General features: G+C 63.0%; 18 protein-coding genes. 10 read left to right on the plus strand and 8 right to left on the minus strand.

The genetic code is table 11. The features are described 5' to 3' along the window. Window positions 1-13: 13 nt before the first annotated feature. Window positions 14-1,480, minus strand: a complete 1,467-nt coding sequence (locus L0U80_RS17200; protein ID WP_233867295.1) for an MFS transporter — start codon at window positions 1,478-1,480, stop codon at window positions 14-16. Between the two features lie 342 nt (window positions 1,481-1,822). Between L0U80_RS17200 and L0U80_RS17205 the strand changes: the two genes are divergently transcribed. Beyond that, the gene (locus L0U80_RS17205) at window positions 1,823-2,542 is read left to right on the plus strand and encodes a response regulator transcription factor (RefSeq protein WP_233867304.1); all 720 of its coding nucleotides are present in this window, start codon (window positions 1,823-1,825) and stop codon (window positions 2,540-2,542) included. A gap of 109 nt (window positions 2,543-2,651) precedes the next feature. On the opposite strand, the gene L0U80_RS17210 is transcribed toward L0U80_RS17205, so the two are convergent. Then, a complete protein-coding gene (locus tag L0U80_RS17210) occupies window positions 2,652-2,921 on the minus strand; it encodes a hypothetical protein (RefSeq protein ID WP_233871368.1) in 270 nt (89 codons plus the stop codon). A gap of 81 nt (window positions 2,922-3,002) precedes the next feature. Beyond that, a complete protein-coding gene (locus L0U80_RS17215; protein WP_233867307.1) occupies window positions 3,003-3,347 on the minus strand; it encodes a hypothetical protein in 345 nt (114 codons plus the stop codon). A 125-nt stretch (window positions 3,348-3,472) separates the two neighbouring features. On the opposite strand from L0U80_RS17215, the gene L0U80_RS17220 reads away from it, so the two are divergent. Next, the gene (locus L0U80_RS17220) at window positions 3,473-6,643 is read left to right on the plus strand and encodes a transglycosylase domain-containing protein (protein ID WP_233867321.1); all 3,171 of its coding nucleotides are present in this window, start codon (window positions 3,473-3,475) and stop codon (window positions 6,641-6,643) included. A 217-nt stretch (window positions 6,644-6,860) separates the two neighbouring features. Here L0U80_RS17220 and L0U80_RS17225 read toward each other — a convergent pair whose 3' ends face one another. Further along, a complete protein-coding gene (locus L0U80_RS17225) occupies window positions 6,861-7,385 on the minus strand; it encodes a YMGG-like glycine zipper-containing protein (RefSeq protein ID WP_233867323.1) in 525 nt (174 codons plus the stop codon). Window positions 7,386-7,410: 25 nt separating this feature from the next. Further along, window positions 7,411-7,800 carry a hypothetical protein gene (locus L0U80_RS17230; RefSeq protein WP_233867326.1) on the minus strand — a complete coding sequence of 130 codons (390 nt, stop codon included), beginning with the start codon at window positions 7,798-7,800 and terminating at the stop codon, window positions 7,411-7,413. Window positions 7,801-8,448: 648 nt separating this feature from the next. Here L0U80_RS17230 and L0U80_RS17235 point away from each other — a divergent pair. Further along, the gene (locus L0U80_RS17235) at window positions 8,449-8,919 is read left to right on the plus strand and encodes a DUF2844 domain-containing protein (RefSeq protein WP_233867329.1); all 471 of its coding nucleotides are present in this window, start codon (window positions 8,449-8,451) and stop codon (window positions 8,917-8,919) included. On the opposite strand, the gene L0U80_RS31675 is transcribed toward L0U80_RS17235, so the two are convergent. After that, the gene (locus L0U80_RS31675; RefSeq protein WP_233871578.1) at window positions 8,897-9,610 is read right to left on the minus strand and encodes a hypothetical protein; all 714 of its coding nucleotides are present in this window, start codon (window positions 9,608-9,610) and stop codon (window positions 8,897-8,899) included. The genes L0U80_RS17235 and L0U80_RS31675 overlap by 23 nt on opposite strands. Between L0U80_RS31675 and L0U80_RS31680 the strand changes: the two genes are divergently transcribed. Next, window positions 9,534-10,577 carry a DUF3443 family protein gene (locus tag L0U80_RS31680; RefSeq protein ID WP_233871371.1) on the plus strand — a complete coding sequence of 348 codons (1,044 nt, stop codon included), beginning with the start codon at window positions 9,534-9,536 and terminating at the stop codon, window positions 10,575-10,577. The two genes, L0U80_RS31675 and L0U80_RS31680, sit on opposite strands and share 77 nt — an antisense overlap. Window positions 10,578-10,647: 70 nt before the next feature. Here the strand turns inward: L0U80_RS31680 and L0U80_RS17250 are convergent, their stop codons facing one another. After that, window positions 10,648-11,658: a DUF2891 domain-containing protein gene (locus L0U80_RS17250; protein WP_233867332.1), complete on the minus strand. Its 1,011-nt coding sequence runs from the start codon at window positions 11,656-11,658 to the stop codon at window positions 10,648-10,650. A 48-nt stretch (window positions 11,659-11,706) separates the two neighbouring features. Further along, window positions 11,707-12,456, minus strand: a complete 750-nt coding sequence (locus tag L0U80_RS17255) for a TetR/AcrR family transcriptional regulator (protein ID WP_233867335.1) — start codon at window positions 12,454-12,456, stop codon at window positions 11,707-11,709. A 415-nt stretch (window positions 12,457-12,871) separates the two neighbouring features. On the opposite strand from L0U80_RS17255, the gene L0U80_RS17260 reads away from it, so the two are divergent. The 6 genes from L0U80_RS17260 (at window position 12,872) to L0U80_RS17285 (ending at window position 21,151) form a co-directional block, all read left to right on the plus strand. Continuing rightward, window positions 12,872-14,053 (plus strand): isovaleryl-CoA dehydrogenase, encoded by a 1,182-nt coding sequence (locus L0U80_RS17260; RefSeq protein ID WP_233867338.1) that lies wholly within the window; start codon window positions 12,872-12,874, stop codon window positions 14,051-14,053. Window positions 14,054-14,084: 31 nt separating this feature from the next. Continuing rightward, complete coding sequence (locus L0U80_RS17265) at window positions 14,085-15,692, plus strand: carboxyl transferase domain-containing protein (protein ID WP_233867340.1); 1,608 nt, start codon at window positions 14,085-14,087, stop codon at window positions 15,690-15,692. Between the two features lie 26 nt (window positions 15,693-15,718). Next, complete coding sequence (locus L0U80_RS17270) at window positions 15,719-16,504, plus strand: enoyl-CoA hydratase/isomerase family protein (protein ID WP_233867342.1); 786 nt, start codon at window positions 15,719-15,721, stop codon at window positions 16,502-16,504. Window positions 16,505-16,553: 49 nt separating this feature from the next. Next, complete coding sequence (locus L0U80_RS17275) at window positions 16,554-18,563, plus strand: acetyl/propionyl/methylcrotonyl-CoA carboxylase subunit alpha (protein ID WP_233867344.1); 2,010 nt, start codon at window positions 16,554-16,556, stop codon at window positions 18,561-18,563. A gap of 227 nt (window positions 18,564-18,790) precedes the next feature. Next, on the plus strand, window positions 18,791-19,219 hold the full coding sequence (locus tag L0U80_RS17280) for a VOC family protein (RefSeq protein WP_233867346.1): 429 nt from the start codon (window positions 18,791-18,793) through the stop codon (window positions 19,217-19,219). A 711-nt stretch (window positions 19,220-19,930) separates the two neighbouring features. Continuing rightward, window positions 19,931-21,151, plus strand: a complete 1,221-nt coding sequence (locus L0U80_RS17285; RefSeq protein WP_233867348.1) for an ABC transporter substrate-binding protein — start codon at window positions 19,931-19,933, stop codon at window positions 21,149-21,151. Window positions 21,152-21,206 lie beyond the last annotated feature (55 nt).

A 21,206-nucleotide genomic window follows, 5' to 3' on the forward strand; every position in this document is an offset into this window, starting at 1 on the left:
GCACGGCGTTCGTTCAGCGCGTGCCGTCGAGTTGTGGCGCCGTAGCCGTGCGCCTCGGGGCGTGCGCCGTGTCCGGGCGTACGTACCACGCAAGCACAACTGCCACGAGTAACAGCGCCGTCGAGATGACGGTATCCGCATGAAGGCCCGCAACCACGTGTGAGGCGGTGCCCGTGGCCGTGAGCGCTCCGAATGCCGCGACACCCACAGCGCCGCCCGTCTGCCGCGCGGTGTTGAGCAATGCTGACGCTGTGCCCGCGCGCGCCGGTTCAACCGAGGCGAGCACGGTCGTCGTCATGGCGGGGACGGCGAGGCCCATTCCCAGTGGTATCAGCAGGAACGGCACCAGCAAGGCGGCGAGCGGTGTCGCCGCATCGACGAAACTCAAGAGCGCGTATCCCGTCGCGGCGACCAGTGCGCCGACGATCATCGGCGCGCGTGTACCGTAACGTGCCACCGCATGACCGCTCGCAAGATTGGAGAGCAAGAACCCGCCGGTCAGCGGTACGAATGCGAGCCCTGCCTGCAACGGCGACTCGCCGCGTGCGTGCTGCAGATAGAGCGCGAGTACGAAAATCGTCCCGTAGTACGCGAGATTCACGCAAACCCCGAACAGCACCGCCGCACTGAATGTCCGGTTGCGCAACATGGCGAGCGGCAGCATGGGATCGGCGACGCGGGATTCGAGCAGGATGAACGCGCAGCCCGCGATGAACGCCACGACGAATCCGCCGGCCACGGCCGGGTGCGTGAAGCCGAGCGGGCGCCATTCGATCACGGCGCCGGTCAATGCCGTGAGCGCGACGATGGCGAGTAACTGGCCGCGCACGTCGAGGCTACGCGCGGCGCGCGGTTGAGTTTCGCCTGTTCTCGTATTGGCGGCCGGGTGCGGCGCGGGTATCCATGCGAGCGTCGCGGCGAGTCCTGCGGCGCACAGCGGAAGGTTGACGAGAAAGATGCTGCGCCAGCCGAACGCGGCGATCAGCAGACCGCCCGCGACAGGGCCCATGGCGATCGAGATCGCGCCCGCCGCGGTCCACAAGGCCACGGCACGCGCGCGCAGCGCGCCGTCGTGACGGCACGCTTCGTTAAGCAGCGCTAGCGAATTGGGCAGCATCATCGCTGCGCCTGCGCCCTGCACCGCGCGTGCGGCGATCAGCGCTACGGGCGCGTTTGCGAGACCGCAGGCGAGCGAAGCGAGCGCGAAGACGACGAGTCCCATCGCGTACATCCTGCGCGCGCCATAGCGTTCGCCCAGCACGCCGCCGAGGAGCATTAGCACGGCGAAGGCGAGCGTATAGGCATCGACGATCCATTGCAGGCGGTCGACGCTCGCGTTCAGCTCGGTGGCGATCCGCGCTAGTGCGATGTTGACGATCGTCACGTCGAGTTGCGTGACAACGAAGCCCACGCTAACGGTCGCGACGATGCGGGCGAGCGCGGGCGTGAACGGGGCAGGGGTAGGGTGTGCGGGTTTCATGCGCCCATTCTGGGGCGCGGATTGGCTTCGACGTTTCAGGGTGACGTGAAGTGTCGTCTGCGTGCGCGCGAGGTGACCCGCGCGAAGATGACGAGGTCGCGAGCAGTGCGTGCGCTGCGGGGGGCGTCGGATCGAGCGTTCTGAACGCGCCGCACGTGGGCAGGTGTTAACGCTGTTTAACCGCATCCCGACATATGCGCCACGCATCGTCGTAGGTTTTATAGGGTGCCGCTGTCGGATTGCGAGTGTTTGCTCGGCAATTAAGACTTTTCTGATTTGCGATTTTTGCACTTCTCCACAAAATTGCGCCGATTTCCCCACCAGATCGAAGCGAGGGTTCTAATGCGTATTGCGATCCTGCAACGTGACACGGCGCAACGCGGAAATATCGAACGCGTGCTGGCTCAGGGAGGCCACACGTGTATGCCGTTTAGCGACGAGGTTGTACTAACCAAAGCGCTTGCTGCGTCAACGGTCGACATGCTGGTGCTCGACTGGCACGGCGCGCGCTTGTCGGGTGTCGACGTGCTCCGAAACTTGCGCGCGCTGAGCGGCGACCATATACCGGTCCTGTTCGCATCCGAGGACACGTCGGATGACAGCGTCGTTCACGCGTTTGCCGTGGGCGCCGACGACTACGTAAGCCTCCCGGTTTGTCCTACCGTGTTCCGCGCGCGTGTCAATGCATTGCTCCGGCGCGCGTTTCCCGATCGTTACGATAACGTGACGATCGACGTCGGTCCTTACCACTTCAACATGCGTCGCCAGTCCGTGACGTTGAACGGAAAGCCGGTCGTCCTTTCGGGCACGCAATATCGGCTTGCGTCGCTCTTCTTTGCGAACATCGGGCGGGTATTGTCGCGCGACCACATCTACGCGATGGTCTGGGGGCGCGAACTGCACACGCTTACGCGAACCATCGACAGTCATGTGTCCCGGTTGCGGGTGCTGCTGGAACTCGATGACTGCAATGGTTTTCGTCTGCAGCCCGTCTACAAGAGCGGCTATCGGCTGCTGCGCTTGCACGACAGTGAGGAGGCTTTCGATCGCGAAGCGGCCTGACGCTTACCGCCCCTCGATCAGGGGCAAAAAAAACGGCGGCACGCATTTGCGTGCCGCCGTTTTTTTGTGCCTCTCTAGTTGCGCCTTTTGCCCTGAACGCACGCTCGCGTCAGCGCGCGAGACCGAGCCCCTCGAGAACGGCGCAACCGGCCGACGTGAGGCGGATCTTCCCGGCACTGCCGGTATTGTTCGGTACCTGCTCAACGAGACCCGCTTCCTGAAGCATCGGGATTTCGGGCTTGGCCTGCGCGTCGATCGGCGCGTGCAACAGCAGCAACAGCGTGGCGAGTTCGTGATGGCTTAGCAGTCGTCGCAAGATGGTTCGTTTCGGTGCCTTCGCCGCCGTCGTACGCTTCGGATTCAATGCTTCCTGGATCATCGGATCAGGTGTCGTCACGGATACCCCCTCCTACGTATCTTTTCGATCCCCCGATCATGCGGACGAAGACTTAAGCGATTCTTAAAACGGGTCCTGAAAATGTGTCGTCTTGCTACACGCTGTTACGTTGCGTAAAAGTGCGTGCGCGGCGTCTCGCTTCCGCATGGTCGATCCGGGGAGCGGGATATGCACCTTGATGACATTCGAATCCCCGAAATAGCGCATTTCGCCCTGTGGCGGCGGTGTCGTATCGAAGCTTGCACTATGCCTGCGTACCTTGACGGTCAGGCACTCGACCACGTCGCGGACCGACCGGTTGGTCGTGGTATCGATTACGGATCGACCCGAAACAGGGCTGCTCTGGAACCACGCTACGGGTGTGCGCGCCAGCACGCCGCTGGCGATTTCCACAGGTTGTGCGGGCACGAGTGTTGCGCCTTCGCGACTATGAGACGTGCACCGCTAAGCGGCCAGACAAACTCCTGCAGAGAGAGATAGACTATCTGACAGATGCCACTCCGTAATCTGGCGAAAAGTCAGGGAGGATACGCATGAACCGCCCGTCGATCCGGTTTCCTTTTCGCACCTTCGGCGTGGGTGTGTCCTCCCTGTGGCGGTGGATCAAGTGGGGGGCGTTCATCGTTTTGCTCGCCGCCGCCGTCATCATCGCGCGTATCGTCCAGATCGAAATCGATACGTCGCGGCTGCAGGCACACTATCTTTCCGAACTTACGCGCGACATCGGTTTCGCTGTAGACAGCGGCCCGAGCCACAACATCCGCTTCCCCACGACGAACGGGCCGTACGACTTGAGGCTCGGCTATGTGCAATTGCCTTCGTTCGAACAGCGGCTGGAGGCGCATGGCTTTGCTGTCGCGTCGCAGGCGCGTGATTCTGAACGCATGATTGCGCTTGCGGACCAGGGCCTTTTCCTGCCGTATGAAGAAAAGGATCAGGCGGGTCTCGTGCTGCGCGACGCGGACGGCACGACGCTGTTTCACACGCGTTATCCGCAGCGCGTCTACGAAAACTTCAACGCAGTGCCGCCGCTGGTGCGCGACTCGCTGCTCTTCATCGAAGACAAGTATCTGCTGGCCGAAGATCAGCCGAACCGCAATCCGGCGATCGACTGGGGCCGCTTCAGTCGCGCGATCGTCGATCAGGGCGCGCGCCTCGTGAACCGGCAGCAGCAGACGCCGGGTGGCAGCACGCTCGCCACGCAAATCGAAAAATTCCGCCACTCGAACGGCGGCCGCACCGCGACGCCGCCCGAAAAACTGCGGCAGATCGCGTCGGCTTCTGTGCGTGCCTATCTCGACGGCCCGCAGACCATGCCCGCGCGCCAGCAGATCCTGGTCCGCTATCTGAATTCGGTGCCGCTCTCCGCGAAGCCGGGCATCGGCGAAGTCAATGGTATCGGCGACGGCCTTGCCGCCTGGTATGGCCGCGACTTCCGCGATGTGAACCGCATTCTGCGCGACCCGGTGTCGGCTGCGACGCTCGATGAGCAGGCGCTGGCGTTCCGCCAGGTGCTCTCGCTCCTGATCGCGCAACGCGCGCCGTCGTATTTCCTGCAGCATGACAATCCTGCGCTTGCGAAGCTCACTGATAGCTACCTGCGCCTGCTCGCAAGCGGTGGCGTCATCACGCCTGCGCTGCGCGATGCCGCGCTCGCGACGTCACTGACGCTCGACCGCTCGAAGCCGCAGCGCGCACTGGCGCCGTATGTCGAGCGCAAGGCGGTGCTGTCGCTGCGCACGCAATTGATGCAGACGCTCGGTTTGAAGACGCTCTACGATCTCGACCGCCTCGACCTCAGCGCGACCGCGACGCTCGACGACAACGTGCAGCAAGCCGTGAACGCGCGTCTCGCCGACGCGACGACGAAGGACGGTGCACGCCAGGCCGGGATCGTGGGGTACGAGATGCTGAAGCCTGCCGACGATCCTTCGAAGATCGCCTACAGCTTCACGCTGTTCGAGCGGCGCAACGGCGAAAACCTCGTGCGCGTGCAAACGGACAGCGTGAATCAGCCGTTCGATATCAACTCTGGTGCGCGCCTGAATCTCGGCTCGACGGCCAAACTCCGCACGCTGATCACGTACCTGCAGATCGTGAGCGACCTGCACACACAATACGCAGAGCTCGACACGAAGGAACTTCGCGCGATCAAGCCCGATCCGTCCGATGCGCTCACCCGCTGGGCGCTCGACTATCTTTCGAAGACGCGTGACCGTTCACTGCCTTCGATGCTCGATGCGGCGGTGGAGCGCAAATATTCCGCCAGTCCGGGCGAAACGTTCTACACGGGCGGCGGCGCGCAAAGCTTCAACAATTTCGAGTCGAGCGACAACGCGCAGATCCTCACGGTGCATCGCGCATTTCAGCATTCGGTGAATCTGGTGTTTGTGCGGCTGATGCGCGACATCGTTCACTACGAGATGATCCAGACGTCGGGGCCGCCATCGCAATGGCTCGACGATCCGGCCGTGCGCAAGGCATACCTCACGCGCTTCGCGGACGGCGAAAGCCAGGTTTACATGAAGCGCTTCTACACGCGCTACCAGGGCAAGAGCGCCGACGAACAACTGGCGACGCTGCTTCAGCACACGCGCAAAGGTCCGGCGCGGATCGCAACGGTGCTGCGCAGCGTGGTGCCGGACGGCTCGCAGACCTGGTTCGACGCGCAGATGCGCGTGCAGCTCAAGGGAACCAAATTCGAGTGGCTCGACGACGAGGACCTTGCGAAGGAGTACGACAAGTACGCGATCGACCGCTTTAACCTCAACGACCGTGGCTATATCTCGGGCGTGCATCCGCTCGAACTGTGGCTGCTGAACTATCTGCGCGCGCATCCCGCTGCAACGCTCGATCAGGTTCAGCACGACAGCAAGGATGTTCGGCTGTACACCTATAGCTGGCTCTTCAAGACGAAGTATTACGCGACGCAGAATCGCCGCATCCGTCACATGATCGAACTTCGCGCCTACGATGCGATTGGGCAGTCGTGGCGCGCGCTCGGCTATCCGTTCGCGAGCATTACGCCTTCGTATGGTGCGGCAATCGGCGCATCGGGCGATCGACCCGCGGCACTCGCGCAATTGATCGGCCTCGTGGCGAGCGACGGCGAAAAGCTGCCGACGCACAGCTTCGAATCGCTCGAATTCGCGCGTGGCACACCCTACGAGACACGTTTCGTGCACGCGGAGTCGAAGCCGCAGCCGCTGGTTTCGCCGGAGATTGTTCAGGTCGTGCGCGGGATGCTGACTTCGGTCGTAGAAGGCGGTACGGCCAAGCGTCTCGCCGACGGCATGACGTTCCCGGACGGCCACACGATGCCGGTGTACGGCAAGACCGGCACGGGTGACCAGCGCTTCAACGTCTATGCGCCGGGGGCCCGGCTTATCGTCTCGCGCAAGGTGAACCGCAGCGCGACCTTCGTGTTCGTGATCGGCGACCGGTTCTACGGCACGCTCACGGCGTGGGTGCATGAACCTTATGCGGCGCGCTATTCGTTCACGAGTGCGTTGTCGGTGCAGTTGCTCAAATCGCTTGCGCCCGTATTGCAGCCGTTGCTGGAGCAACGCGCGTCACCGGGCGACGGAACCAAGCCCGATCTGAAGCACGGGGCGCTGAAGATGACGCTGATCGATCCGCAGACGGGTGAGGCGCACGATGTTTCGTGGCAGCCTTCCGTGGACGGTGGAACCATGGGTCAGTAGCGCGATGCGTTTGTACTTCGACGGTTAGGATGGGCACCACGTGGTGCCCATTCTTCATTTTCGCCAATAAATATGGATAACTAAGTAATCACGCCGCAATAAAAAAAATGTCTCAACGCTAACGGATGAGCCCCGCGGACCATGCCCGGTCTGCCTTGTACTTATCACGCCTTGTCGCGGTCGGGCCTTTCGGCCGCGGCCGCGACAAGGCGGTGGGTCACTGCATGGCGGGAGGCGGTGGAGGCGGCGATCCCGGCGGCGGAGGCGGCAGATAGCGCGGAGGCGTGCTCGCCACAGGGGGCGGCATTGTCATCATGCGCCCCGAGATGGGAATGCGGTTGCCTTGCGCGTACATGCATTGCATGTACGCGAAGTCGAAGCGGCGCTGCACGTCGAAGGAGGAACCTTGGGCCTGGTTCATGCCGACAGCACTGCCGGTGAGAAGCCCGGCACCCGCGCCGATGGCTGCGCCCTGGCCGCCGCCGAACGCAGCGCCAGCCGCCGCGCCGAGCGCCGTACCGAGCGCAGCGCTGCCAACTGCCGCATTGGTGGCTGCCTGGTTGGTCGTATGGCCGCCGACCTGCTGGAAGGCGAACGCGCGGCACATGGCGTCGTCGGAGCGGAACTGGTCGAAGGTTTTGCCGGTGCCCGGCAGCGCCATCACGCTCGGCCCCTGGGGGACGACGGCGCAGGCGCTGAGCAGACCCGCAGTGGCGAGTAGCGCGAGGTGAGTGGTTTTCATTTGACGCTCGATCAGGTACGGAGGTTTAGTTCTGAGGAGCCGGTTGGGCGGGTACCGCGCGCCAGCCCGACGCACACTCCTTCACATAAGGGTAGTAGGTCTTCGACGCATCGCAGAAATACCACGTGCTGCCGGCGTCGCCCTGGTCGTCGGCGGCAGCGTATCCGGGGCCTTGCGCATATGACGGATCGTTCTGGCCGGATTCCGGTTGTCCCTGCTCGATGTAGTCGGGCGGCTCGGGCGGGGGCGCGACGATCACGGGCCCCGGCGGCCCATAGTAGTAAGGCCCCGGAACGACCGGGTAGTACCACGGCCCGCCGACGCCGACCACGACTCCAACATGCGCATGGGCCACGCCGCTCGCGCACGCGATTGCCGCCACGGCGACCCCGAGTAATATTTTTGACCTTCTCACAGCAATCTCCAGAACTGATGGCCCGGGCGCGCGTGCGCCCACTTGTGGATTATCGAACGCTACGACATCGCCGGAGCCAATGCAATTACGTGAATTGCACTGTTCTTTCGAGTTGTTACAACATGCCCCATGTGCGTCTGAAATAGGGGGCGGATTAATGGCGAATCGGCATGGAACCTCGTGCTACACGCTTGCATTGGTCGCGGTTCGCGTTGCGTCGGATCATCGGCTGTCAGCTGTAAGCATACCTTCGGTAACAAATCAACGACGGTTGCGCGTCGATTTCCGATGCTCACGGGCTCGCTCCGGAATTTGCGACGCACCAATCGACAATTTTTTCGCAGTCGTGCATCAATCAGAACGTTCCTAATATCCCGCGTATTCCCGTCCACCAGATATTTCGGTCAAGGATGCGTCGTTGCGCTAGCCATTGCGGTCTTCGAGGCGCGACGCTTGTCGGTTCAACGCCCCTGGCGCCCTTGATACAAGGCACCCCGGCTGTCTCCATATCGCAAAAAAAGCGCGAGAAAAAAGCGAATTGTCATTTCGACAGGATTCGCTAAAGAAGCGCGTGCCCCGCCAGTAGACTCACCGCGCGCTGCGCAATCGCCGCGGTGCGATTCCTCCGCAAACAATCAGGACTGCAACGTGAAAGAGAGACTGATTTGCACCGGCGTCGCGGCACTGCTCGCGTCTGTACCGGCGTGGGCCGCGCTCGGTGGTTCACCTTCGTTTCATGGCGTGCGCAGCACGCCGTCTTCTTCCGTTCGCGTCATGGCCGCCAGCGGTACAGCCGCCGCGCCGTGGACGGTTAACACGACCACCCAGGACGGCGGCGCGTTGATCCGCGAGTACCTCGACAGCAGCGGCACAGTGTTCGCGGTGTCGTGGAGCGGACCGCGGGTCGCGTCGCTCGACACGTTGCTGGGAAGCTATTTCCCTGCCTGGCAGAAAGGCCTCGCAGCAGCGCACGCCGCACGCGGTGGCGGACACGGACCCGTCACGCTTCGCGAGTCGGGGCTCGTAGTGGAGTCGGGTGGGCACATGGGTGCGCTCGTCGGCCGCGCGTGGCTGCCACAGGCGCTGCCGCAAGGCTTCACGACCGATCAGATCCAGTGAGCGGGGAACTCATCATGCGCAAGATCACCTTGGCCTCAGCATTGTGCCTGGGCCTGATTCTCTCGGCTTGCGGCGGGGGCGGCAGTGACGGCGATTCCGCCGACAGCGGCACGTCCGCAACCGTGTCGAACACTGGATCGAGTTCAGGCGGCAGTGGGACAGGCAGCTCAAATGCGTCGGGGTCGTCTTCGAACGGCAATGCGTCCGGGGGGACTGGCGCAGGTACGTCAGGTTCCGGCAGCTCCGGTTCCGGTAGTACCGGCACTGGCAGTTCAAGTTCTTCGGGTACCGGCAGTACCGGCACCGGCAGTTCGGGTTCTTCCGGGACCGGCAGTACCGGTACCGGCAGCTCCAGCTCGTCCGGTTCCGGGAATTCCGGCTCGGGTAGCTCAAATTCGTCAGGGTCCGGTACGTCTGGTTCTAGCGGGTCTGGTTCCTCGGGTGCTTCGGATTCTTCGGCATCCTCAGGTTCGTCCGGATCCTCGGGTGCTTCAAATTCCTCGGGCTCCGGCAGCTCCGGATCGGACACGTCCTCGGGCGGCGCCAGCGCGGACACCGGCAACACGATTCCCGTTGTCGTGTCGTCGGCGAGTTCTGTGCGCAATTTCCCGCTCGTGAGCGTGACGATTTGCAAGCCTGGCAGCAGCGCGCAAACCAGTTGCTCGACGATAGACAAAGTGCTGCTCGACACGGGTTCCTTCGGGTTGCGTCTTTACGCATCCGTGATTCCGTCCGCGACGCTGGCAGCGCTGCCCATCCGGACCGACGCCACCAGCGGCAACAACGTAGGGGAGTGTGCCGCGTTCGGCTCCGGTTACACATGGGGCAGCCTGCGTAGCGCCGACGTCAAGCTCGGCGGCGAGATGGCGGCGTCCGTACCGATCCAGGTCATGTCGGATCCAGCGATCGTGTCGAGAGTTCCGACCGCCTGCGTGTGGAATACGCCACTGAACAGTCCGGCCGCGCTGGGCGCCAACGGCGTACTCGGCGTGGGCGTGTCGCGCTACGACTGCGGTACTGCTTGCGCGGGCACCACGGCGCGATGGGGCTACTACTACGCGGACAATAATCCGGCGACCGCGGTCGTGATGCCGCTAGTCAATCAGGTGACCAATCCCGTTTCGCTGTTCACGGTGAACAACAACGGCTTGATCGTGGATATGCCAACGATTCCCGGTGAGGGGGCGGCTACGGCCACTGGCACCGTCACCTTTGGTATCGATACGCAGGCGAACAACATGCTCGCGGGTGCCGGTGCGACCGTGTTCAATACGGATTTGCACGGCGATTTCACCGGTAGCTACAACGGCGCGAGCACGGTGTCCGCGTACCTGGATTCGGGTTCGAATGCCCTGATCTTCGACGACTCAACGATTCCGCAAGCAGGTGGGTTTTTCGCGCCAGCCAGCACGCTGACGCGTTCGATTGCGTTGAGCAGCACCAACGGCTCGGCTGCAACCGCCAGCTTCAACATTGCCAATGGATCGTCGTTGTTTGCGTCGATCAACTATGCGTTCAACAACCTTGGCGCATATCTGGCGCAGACCATTGATCTCGGTCTTCCGTTCTTTTACGGCCGACGTGTCTATTACGGCATTGCCGACAAGACGTCGGCTGGCGGCGGAACAGGTCCGTACGTTGCGTTCGTTTCCAAATGAAGATTTAGTCAACTGACGGCTGGACCTACGGAAAGCGCACCTCGCGGTGCGCTTTTTTTTATCAAGGCGCTCACGCCTCGAGCGCGAGCGTCGCGAACGAAGCGAGCCAGTGTTCGCCCATGTAGTCCCCCGCGACGTGGTTCAGCGCGCTGTGCAAATGCTTCTGCGCTGCTTCGCGCAAAACGTCTGCGCGCACGTCGCCCACTGGCAACGCGCGCGCCAGGGTGCGCTGGCACCACGCGCGGCTCAGGTTGAGTCCGTCGAGGTGCGCGATTTTGCCATCGGTGCGGTCTGTAACCGTCGCGGGGGTGAAGAGGGTCGCGGGCATGCGCGCGGCGACGTCCGGCAGAAAACGTCCGAACCACGCGTCGAATTCGTCCGCAGGCAGCACACGACTCATCAACACGGCTTCCATCAAGGATGGCGAAAGAAAGTCGTCGCCCGATGGCTCCCACGCCTGGCATGCCGCGTCGCTCTGATACCAGCGTCGCGCGGTTTCCTCGATCTGCATCGCCAGCGCGCCATGCGCGGTCTGGCGCGCGAAATCCAGTGCGAGCGTCAACGCAAACGCGGTGTTGAAGTGCGTGCCGACACGCACCGGGTACGTGGCCTTCGGCAGAAATTCCGCGAAACGTTCGACAAAAATCTCCGTGAGCGAGGCAAGCGCGCGTGACCAGCGCGCAGCCTCGGGCGTCTTCATCGTGTCGAGTTGCGCGGCGAGTGCGAGAAGCCAGGCCCAGCCATATGGCCGCTCGAAGCCGCGGTTCTGGGGCAGGTCGAGATAGGCGCGCTCGCCGGCCATCTTCTCGTCGGTGAAGTGTTCGTCGACTACGGCGATGATGCGCGGTGCTTCGGGCAAATCCGGAAAGCGCGATAGCAGACGTGAAATCAGCCAGTAGCCATGGACACACGAGTGCCAGTCGTAGCTGCCGTAAAACACCGGGTGCAGTGCGCGCGGCGCCTGCACGTCCTGCGGACCGGCCAGCGAATGCGTGAGTTTGTTCGGATACTCGCGCGTGAGATGCGCGAGCGCGAGTGAGGCGAAACGGGAAGCGATCGGGGCGGTGAGCGTATCGGTCATGGCGACGGTGCGCGGCGGCGAAAGCGAAGCCGTCAGCGTATCGCGGAATCAGTCGGGTGTGGCCGCTGCACCCGGCTTGCCCGTGGCGCGCTCCCGTTCGAGGCGGCGTACCGCATCGCTCACATCCTGGCTGAATTGCGCGAGCGCTGCCAGTTCGATATTGGGCGGTTGCAGCGCGGTCCACAGCACGTCGACGAGTCGCTTCGCCGTGGCGTCGATATCGGTTCGCCGGTTGCCGAGCGTTGCGTCCCAGAGAACATGCTCCATCGGCCCGAAGACCAGCGAGCGCAAAAGGCGCAGCGGCATGTCGTTGCGGATCTGGCCGCTCTCCTGTCCGCGAGCGAGCACGCGCATGAGCGGCGCCGTGTAGCGGCGCTGCATTTCGGTGAGCGCTTCGCTCAGGTCGTGATGACGCGTGCGGCCCTCGGACAGCACCAGCTCGCAGATGCCCGTTCCGCTTTCGAGCATCAGCCGCAGATGCATACGGACGATGAATGCAAACTGCTGTCGCACGGTGCCGTCACGCGGCAGGCCGGCCTCGATCGCCCCGATCGATTCGTCATACCAGTCGCCGATCACGCGCGCGCAGAGTTCACGCTTGCCGCGAAAGTAGCTGAACACGGTGGCCTCGGATACGCCGAGCCGCTGTGCGATCTCAGCGGTGGTCGCGCGCGCGTAGCCCTTTTCGGAGAACACGTCGCGGCCAGCCTGAAGGATCTCCTTCACGCGCTGCTGCGATTTGCGCCCCGCGGGCTGCCGGCGGGAGGCGGGCAGGGCGGTACTGGTAGCGGCTGGCATTTTGAGTAAGGGTCAGTTAGTGGTGGGGCGTCGTTTCATTATCGGTGAGTTAAGGCCGTGGAGACAAGGAATTTGCTCAACCATGGGAATCTGAGCGTTACTCAATAAAACCTATTGACGTATACGTAAATGTGGCGTGAAATGGGCGTCCATAGGGCGAACGACGTGGACGTGCCCGTATCGAACTTTGCATAGGACCGGAGTAAGCGTTAAAGCGCCAAGGCTGGCCGACCGCCCTGACGGGCATGGGGCCGGAGTAAGCGCTAAAGCGATAAAGCGACAACGCCGGCCGACCGCCCTATCGGGCATGGGACCGGAGTAAGCGCTAAAGCGACAACACCGGCCGACCGCCCTCACGGGCATGGGGCGGGAGTAAGCGCTAAAGCGCTAACTCCCGCCGACACAGGAGACACTCATGAGCAATGTACCCGGACTGCAGTTCCCGCTTGGCGAAGAAGTCGAAATGCTGCGCGACAGCCTCGCCGCCTTCGCGGCAAAGGAAATCGCGCCGCGCGCGGCCGAAATCGACCGCACCGACCAGTTCCCCATGGACCTGTGGCGCAAGTTCGGCGATCTGGGCGTGCTCGGCATGACGGTTTCCGAGGAGTACGGCGGCGCGAACATGGGCTACACGGCGCATATGGTCGCGATGGAGGAGATTTCGCGCGCGTCGGCGTCGGTTGGACTTTCCTATGGTGCGCACTCGAACCTGTGCGTGAATCAGATCCACCGCAACGGCACCGAAGCGCAAAAACGCAAGTACCTGCCGAAGCTCGTGTCCGGCGAGCACGTCGGCGCGCTCGCGATGAGCGAGCCGAATGCAGGTTCGGACGTCGTCAGCATGAAGCTGCGCGCCGAAAAGAAGGGCGACCGCTATGTGCTCAACGGCACGAAGATGTGGATCACGAACGGCCCGGATTGCGACACGCTCGTCGTCTATGCAAAGACCGATCCGGAAGCGGCGTCGCGCGGTATCACGGCGTTCATCGTCGAGAAGGGCATGAAGGGCTTCTCCGTGGCGCAGAAGCTCGACAAGCTCGGCATGCGCGGTTCGCATACGGGCGAGCTCGTATTCCAGGACGTCGAAGTGCCCGAAGAGAACATCCTCGGTCAGCTCAACGGCGGCGTGAAGGTGCTGATGAGCGGCCTCGACTACGAGCGCGCCGTGCTCGCGGGCGGTCCCACCGGCATCATGGCCGCCGTGATGGACGCCGTCGTGCCGTACATTCACGACCGCAAGCAGTTCGGTCAGGCGATCGGCGAATTCCAGCTCATCCAGGGCAAGGTCGCCGATCTCTACACGACCTTCCAGGCGTGCCGCGCGTATCTCTATGCCGTGGGCCGCCAGCTCGACACGATCGGCACTGACCACGTGCGTCAGGTGCGCAAGGATTGCGCGGGCGTGATTCTCTACACCGCGGAAAAGGCGACGTGGATGGCCGGGGAGGCGATCCAGATTCTCGGCGGCAACGGTTATATCAACGAGTATCCGGTCGGGCGTCTCTGGCGCGATGCCAAGCTCTATGAAATCGGTGCGGGCACAAGCGAGATCCGCCGCATGCTGATCGGCCGCGAGCTGTTCGCGGAAACGATGTAACGCCGACGACCGTCACGAAAGGAAGCACGCGATGCCGATCATCGAATCGAAGCTCAACCCGCGCTCGGACGATTTCAGGGCGAACGCCGCCGCGCTCGAGGCGGTCGTTGCGGACCTGCGCGAGAAGATCCAGAAACTGTCGCTTGGCGGCGGCGAGGCGGCGCGCGACAAGCATCTCTCGCGCGGCAAGCTGCTGCCGCGCGATCGCGTCGCGCAGCTGCTCGATCCGGGCACGCCGTTCCTCGAGTTTTCGCAACTCGCCGCTTACGGCATGTACAACGACGATGCGCCCGGCGCGGGCATCATCACCGGCATTGGCCGCATTGCGGGCCAGGAGTGCGTGATCGTCTGCAACGACGCGACCGTGAAGGGCGGCACGTACTATCCCGTGACGGTGAAGAAGCACATCCGCGCGCAGGAGATCGCGCAGGAGAACCGCTTGCCGTGCGTGTATCTCGTCGATTCAGGTGGCGCGAACCTGCCGAACCAGGACGAGGTCTTTCCCGATCGCGACCACTTCGGCCGCATCTTCTACAACCAGGCGAATCTCTCGTCGCAGGACATTCCGCAGATCGCGGTCGTGATGGGCTCGTGCACGGCGGGCGGCGCATACGTGCCCGCCATGAGCGACGAGTCGATCATCGTGAAGAACCAGGGGACGATTTTCCTCGGCGGCCCGCCGCTCGTGAAAGCCGCGACTGGCGAAGAAGTCAGCGCCGAAGATCTCGGCGGCGGCGATGTGCACACGCGCCTTTCGGGCGTAGCCGACCATCTCGCGCAGAACGATGCCCACGCGCTCGCGATTGCGCGCAGCATCGTCGGCAATCTGAATCGCGCGAAGACGCCGCCTGTCGTGTTGCGTGATCCGCTGCCGCCGCGTTATGACGCGAAGAGCCTGTATGGCGTGATTCCCGTCGATACGCGGAAGCCCTTCGACGTGCGCGAAGTGATCGCACGCATCGTGGACGACTCCGCCTTCGACGAGTTCAAGGCCCGGTATGGCACGACGCTCGTGACCGGATTCGCGCACATATGGGGCCACCCGGTCGGCATCGTCGCGAACAACGGCATCCTGTTTTCGGAATCGGCGCTCAAGGGCACGCACTTCATCGAACTGTGCTGCCAGCGCAAGATCCCGCTCGTGTTCCTGCAGAACATCACGGGCTTCATGGTCGGCCGCAAGTACGAGAACGAAGGCATCGCGCGCAATGGCGCGAAGATGGTGACCGCAGTCGCAACAGCGAAGGTGCCGAAGTTTACGGTGATCATCGGCGGGTCGTTCGGCGCGGGCAATTACGGCATGTGTGGTCGCGCGTATTCGCCGCGCTTCCTGTGGATGTGGCCGAACGCGCGTATTTCGGTGATGGGCGGCGAGCAGGCCGCGTCTGTGCTCGCGACGGTTCGCCGTGACGGTATCGAAGCGAGGGGTGGCGCCTGGAGCGCGGAAGAGGAGGACGCGTTCAAGCAGCCGATCCGCGAGCAGTACGAACGCCAGGGGCACCCGTATTACGCGAGCGCGCGGCTGTGGGACGATGGTGTGATCGATCCGGCGCAAACGCGCGATGTCCTCGGGCTAGGTCTTTCCGCATCGATGAACGCGCCCATCGAGGACACGCGCTTTGGCGTGTTCCGCATGTAAGCGCCGGCAGCAAGGAGACCTTGACGATGCAATACGAAACGCTGCTGGTCGACATCACGGGTCATGTCGCGACGGTCACGTTGAATCGGCCCGACGTGCGCAATGCATTCAACGAGACGATGATCGCGGAAGTGACAGCCGCGTTCACGACGCTCGGCGCGCGCGACGATGTGCGCGCGATCGTACTAGCGGGCAACGGGAAGGCATTTTGCGCAGGTGCGGACCTGAACTGGATGCGCAAGATGGCGGGCTATTCCGACGACGAGAACCGCGCCGATGCGATGCGTCTCGCGCTTATGCTCTCGGCGGTCTATCGCTGCCCGAAGCCCGTCGTCGCGCGTGTGCACGGAGACGCTTACGCTGGCGGCATGGGCCTCGTCTGCGCGGCCGATATCGTGGTCGCCGTCGAGACCGCTCACTTCTGCCTCTCGGAAGCGCGCCTCGGCCTGATGCCGGCGACCATCGCGCCTTATGTGATTCGCGCACTGGGCGAGCAGGCGTCGCGCCGCTATTTCGTCACTGCCGAAGCGTTCGATTGCGCGACGGCGCAGCGCCTCGGCCTCGTGAGTGAGGCGGTGAGCGCCGACACGCTCGATGCAACCGTTCAGCGCATCACCGACGCGCTCGTCGCGAACAGCCCGAACGCCGTGCGCGAGTGCAAGCAGCTCGTTCAGGATATCGCGGGTCGAACGCTCGACGACGCGCTGATCGAAGATACGGCCATTCGTATCGCGCGCATCCGGGCAAGCGACGAAGGGCGCGATGGCGTTTCATCGTTCCTCGAAAAACGCACGCCACGTTGGCGCGGCTAAGCCGCTTTTGTGAAGCGCAGGGTTCACCCGAACGACAGCGAGACCAAACATGTTCAACAAAATCCTGATCGCCAACCGGGGCGAAATTGCGTGCCGCGTGGCGGCGACCTGTCGCCGGCTCGGCGTGAAGAGCGTAGCCGTTTACTCGGATGCCGATGCCAACGCGAAGCACGTCGCGGCGTGTGACGAAGCCGTGCATATCGGCGAGGCTGCGGCGGCGCAGAGCTATTTGCGCATCGAACGCATCATCGCTGCTGCACGCGCGACCGGTGCGCAGGCGATTCATCCGGGTTATGGATTTCTTTCGGAGAACGAAGATTTTGCGCGAGCCTGCGATGAAGCGGGCATCGTCTTCATCGGGCCGCCGGTCGGGGCGATTGCCGCGATGGGTTCGAAGGCGGCTGCCAAGGCGTTGATGCACACGGCGTCGGTGCCGCTCGTGCCGGGCTATCACGGCGACGATCAGGACCCGGCGCTACTTCAGCGCGAAGCCGACGCCATGGGCTATCCGGTGTTGCTCAAGGCGAGCGCGGGCGGCGGCGGAAAGGGCATGCGCGTCGTCGAGCGCAGCGAGGACTTCGCTGCGGCGCTGGCATCGTGCAAGCGCGAGGCCGCGAGCAGCTTCGGTAACGATCGCGTCCTGATCGAAAAGTATCTGCTGCGTCCACGTCACGTCGAAGTGCAGGTGTTCGCCGACACGCATGGCGGAGCGGTCTATCTGTTCGACCGCGACTGCTCGGTACAACGCCGACATCAGAAGGTGCTGGAAGAAGCGCCCGCGCCGGGGCTCGACGCGAGCGTGCGGCGCGCGATGGGCGAAGCGGCCGTGGCGGCGGCGCGTGCGGTGCAGTACGTGGGTGCGGGCACGGTCGAATTCATCATGACAGGCGCGCACTTCTACTTCATGGAAATGAACACGCGCCTGCAGGTCGAACACCCGGTGACCGAAATGGTCACGGGCCTCGATCTCGTCGAGTGGCAGTTGCGCGTGGCCTCGGGCGAGCCACTGCCGCTCGAACAATCGCAACTCGCCGTAGAGGGACATGCTCTCGAAGCGCGTATTTACGCCGAAAGTCCCGCGCGTGGCTTCCTGCCTTCGACGGGTACGCTCAAGCATCTGCGCATGCCGGAAGGCGTCGAGTTTACGATCGGCGAGGCAGGGCGGCGCGCTGCAGTGCGTATCGATAGCGGCGTGCGCGAAGGCGACACGATCACACCGTTCTACGACCCGATGATCGCGAAGCTGATCGTCCACGGCTCGACGCGCGAAGACGCGCTCGCGCGCATGCAGCGCGCACTGGAAGCGTGCGAGGTGGTGGGGCCGCATACGAACGTCGAGTTCCTGCACCGGCTTGTGACCTGCGAGCCGTTCGCCGCCGCCGACCTCGATACGGGTTTGATCGAGCGTCATCACGATGCGCTTTTCGCGCCGCACCGCAAGCCGGTCCGCGAAGCGCTCGCGCTGGCTTGTGCGGCGCTGCTCGTTCGCGAGGGCGCGTCGGCAGTTGACGCGTCGCCGTGGACCTCACTCACGCACTGGCGCCTGAACGGCGGCTACACGCAATCGCTCGGCTGGCGCGATATCGAAAGCGACACCGCGTTTTCGGCGACGTTTGCGCAGGACGGCGGCGCACAGACGCTTGCCTGTGCGGGCCGCGTCGATTCGTATTCGTGGTGGCGCGGGCACGGCGCGGACGAATACGGCGCGACCATCGGCGACACGCGTGTTACGGGGCGCGTGTTTGTCGACGGCGATGTGTTCCATGTGTTCTGCCTCGGTACCGCCATGTCGTTCGAATGGCAGAACCTGCTCGCGCATGCCGCCGACACGGAGCACGGCGAAGGGCGTCTCACGGCGCCCATGCCTGGCAAGGTCATCGCGGTGCTCGTGGAACCGGGCGCGACGGTGGAAAAGGGTACGCCCCTCATCGTCATGGAGGCGATGAAGATGGAGCACACGATCGGCGCGCCGTTCGCAGGCAAGGTGACTGAGTTGCTGTATGCAGTGGGCGATCAGGTCGCCGATGGCGCGCAACTGCTGGTGCTCGAAGCCGATTGACCGGAACTTGACCGTTGTACCCTGTTGGGCGTTTTGCGTAGGCAGAACGCCCTTTTTTGTTTGTCGTGGAATGCCGGGGCGCGTGGCGGGGGTGCAGAATGCGTTAGAGCGGTCACGCTGTTGGAGCACTTTGCAGCGAACAACCCACTGGGCGGCTATCTGGTTGAGGCGAGCCGACGAGGCGCGCTTCGTGAAAGCGGTGAGTAGTTGTTGGAGGAGTGAGCGCCATGAATCAATTCGCAAATGTCGAAGTTTTGTTCATTGCGGGCTTTGGTCCTATCGTCCGCGACACGGAGGCGAGCCGCAAGCTCTACGGCGAGAACCTCGGTATTCCATTCAAAGAAGAGACTGGCGGCTACCTTCACACGGAGGCTCTGAAAGGCGCAAACGCCTTTGCGCTTTGGCCGCTTTATCACGCAGCCCAGTCGTGCTTTGGCAACGACGCCTGGCCCGACGATATTCCTGCTCCGCAGGCCTGGCTCGAGTTCGATGTCGATAGCGTCGAGGAGGCGACGGCGGAGCTTGAGTCGCGAGGATATCGAATGCTTGTCAGGAACAGGACAGAACCGTGGGGGCAGAAGGTCAGCCGTTTTCTTTCACCGGAAGGATTGCTGGTTGGTATTACTTTCACTCCGTGGTTGCGCACGGACAAATAGCACGGCTATGGCGGACGGCGAGCACCGTTCGTCCGCTCGTAAATCAATGAGGAATCGCAGGGCGTCGATCGCGGTGCCATCCGCCACAGCGATCTCCGGCGGTACGAAGCCGATTGCGAGCGTCAGCAAGGGAGCGATGACCGTCTGCCATGTCGGGCGACATTCGGTCATCCAGTGAAATTCGATGTCTCGACCGTGAATGGCCGAATTGCGAATGCTTTCGGGCGTTTGATCTGGCGCGGCAGGCAACGTCCAGGATCATTGTTACCTCTGCTTCAAGCGTCCACGTAACGCCGCGATCACGCTCGCAGGCATTGACTTGATGTATCGCATTCGCAAAGGTCGATTCGATCTCACGAGGCGCGGCCAATGATATCGGCTGCGCCCGTCGTCTGCGTGGATAGTCTATTTATAAAGCAGGAATCCTTTGTATTTTTTGCTATTCATTCAAGACCGTCTATCTGCGCCAGGACCGGCAAACTTGCCCACCCCTCATCTCATGCCACAAGACAGGCGCGTCCACCTTCACCGCTGCGTCGAGTCAGGATTGCCCATTACGGGTTACTCCGGGCTATTACTTAAATCTTACGATTTCTATACTGTCTGGCCGGATAACCGGTCCAGCGTAATGGTGCGTACGCAACGTCGGGCGTTTGCCCAGTCGCGCGGCTCGCATCGAGCTGGTAAAAAAGACATGCTACGGAGACGATCATGGAATTACGCTTGAAGAGCGTTGTGGGTGCGCTCGTGCTTTGTGCTTTCGCGAATGTCGGGCAGGCTGCCGAGCCGATCAAGATCGGCGTTGACGGGCCGTTCACGGGTGGGTCGTCTTCGATGGGCGTGAGCATGCGCGATGGCGTGCGCCTTGCCACGGCGGAAATCAACAAAGCGGGCGGCGTGCTGGGGCACCAGATCGTTCTGGTCGAGCGCGACGATGAAGCGAAGAACGAACGCGGCGTGCAGATCGCGCAGGAGTTGATCAACAAGGAGAAGGTCGTCGCGGTAGTGGGCTACGTCAACACCGGCGTGGCGCTCGCGTCGCAACGCTTCTTCCAGGAAGCGAAGATCCCCGTATTCAATAACGTCGCGACCGGCAGTATCGTGACGAAGCAGTTCACCGACCAACCCGACAACTACGTCTTCCGTAACGCCGCCGCGGACCGGATCCAGGCGCCGATGATCGTCGAGGAAGCGGTCACGAAGCGAGGCTTCAAGAAGGTCGCAATCCTTGCGGACTCAACCAATTACGGCCAGCTGGGTCGCGAAGACCTGGAGAAAGCGCTTGCTGCTAAAGGCGTGAAGCCGGTAGCGGAAGAGAAATTCAATATCAAGGACGTCGATATGACGGCCCAGCTGCTCAAGGCCAAGGAGGCCGGCGCTGAAGCAGTGCTCACGTACGGCATCGGACCGGAACTCGCGCAGATCGCAAACGGCATGGCCAAGCTCGGCTGGAAAGTGCCGCTGATCGGCAGCTGGACGCTCTCGATGGCGAATTACATCGACAACGCGGGGGCGAACGGCGAGGGCGCACGCATGCCGCAGACCTTCATTCAGGTACCGAATACGCCTAAGCGCAAGGCATTCGTCGAGGCCTACCTGAAGGAGTTCAAGCCGAAGAACGACCGCATCGACTCGCCGGTATCGGCTGCACAGGGTTACGACTCGGTCTACCTGCTGGCTGCCGCAATCCGCCAGGCCGGCTCGACGGACGGTCAGAAAGTGCGTGCGGCGCTCGAGAACCTCAATTCCCGTGTGGATGGCGTCGTGATGGTGTACGACAAGCCGTTCACGCACGACGACCACGAAGCGATCAGCGCGAACGTGCCGGTGGTCGGCGAGGTCAAGGGTGGACGGGTCGTGTATGCCTACGATGCGGACCTGAAGGGCGGTAGCCAGGTGCGCACGAAGCAGGCCTCGAACGCATCGAACTAAGCCGCAGGGGATGTCCCGAAGCCGCGTCCGCCTGCCCGGCGGACGCGGCATTGTT

The sequence above is a fragment of the Paraburkholderia adhaesiva genome, assembly GCF_021390575.1.
In the GTDB taxonomy this organism is placed as follows: domain Bacteria; phylum Pseudomonadota; class Gammaproteobacteria; order Burkholderiales; family Burkholderiaceae; genus Paraburkholderia; species Paraburkholderia adhaesiva.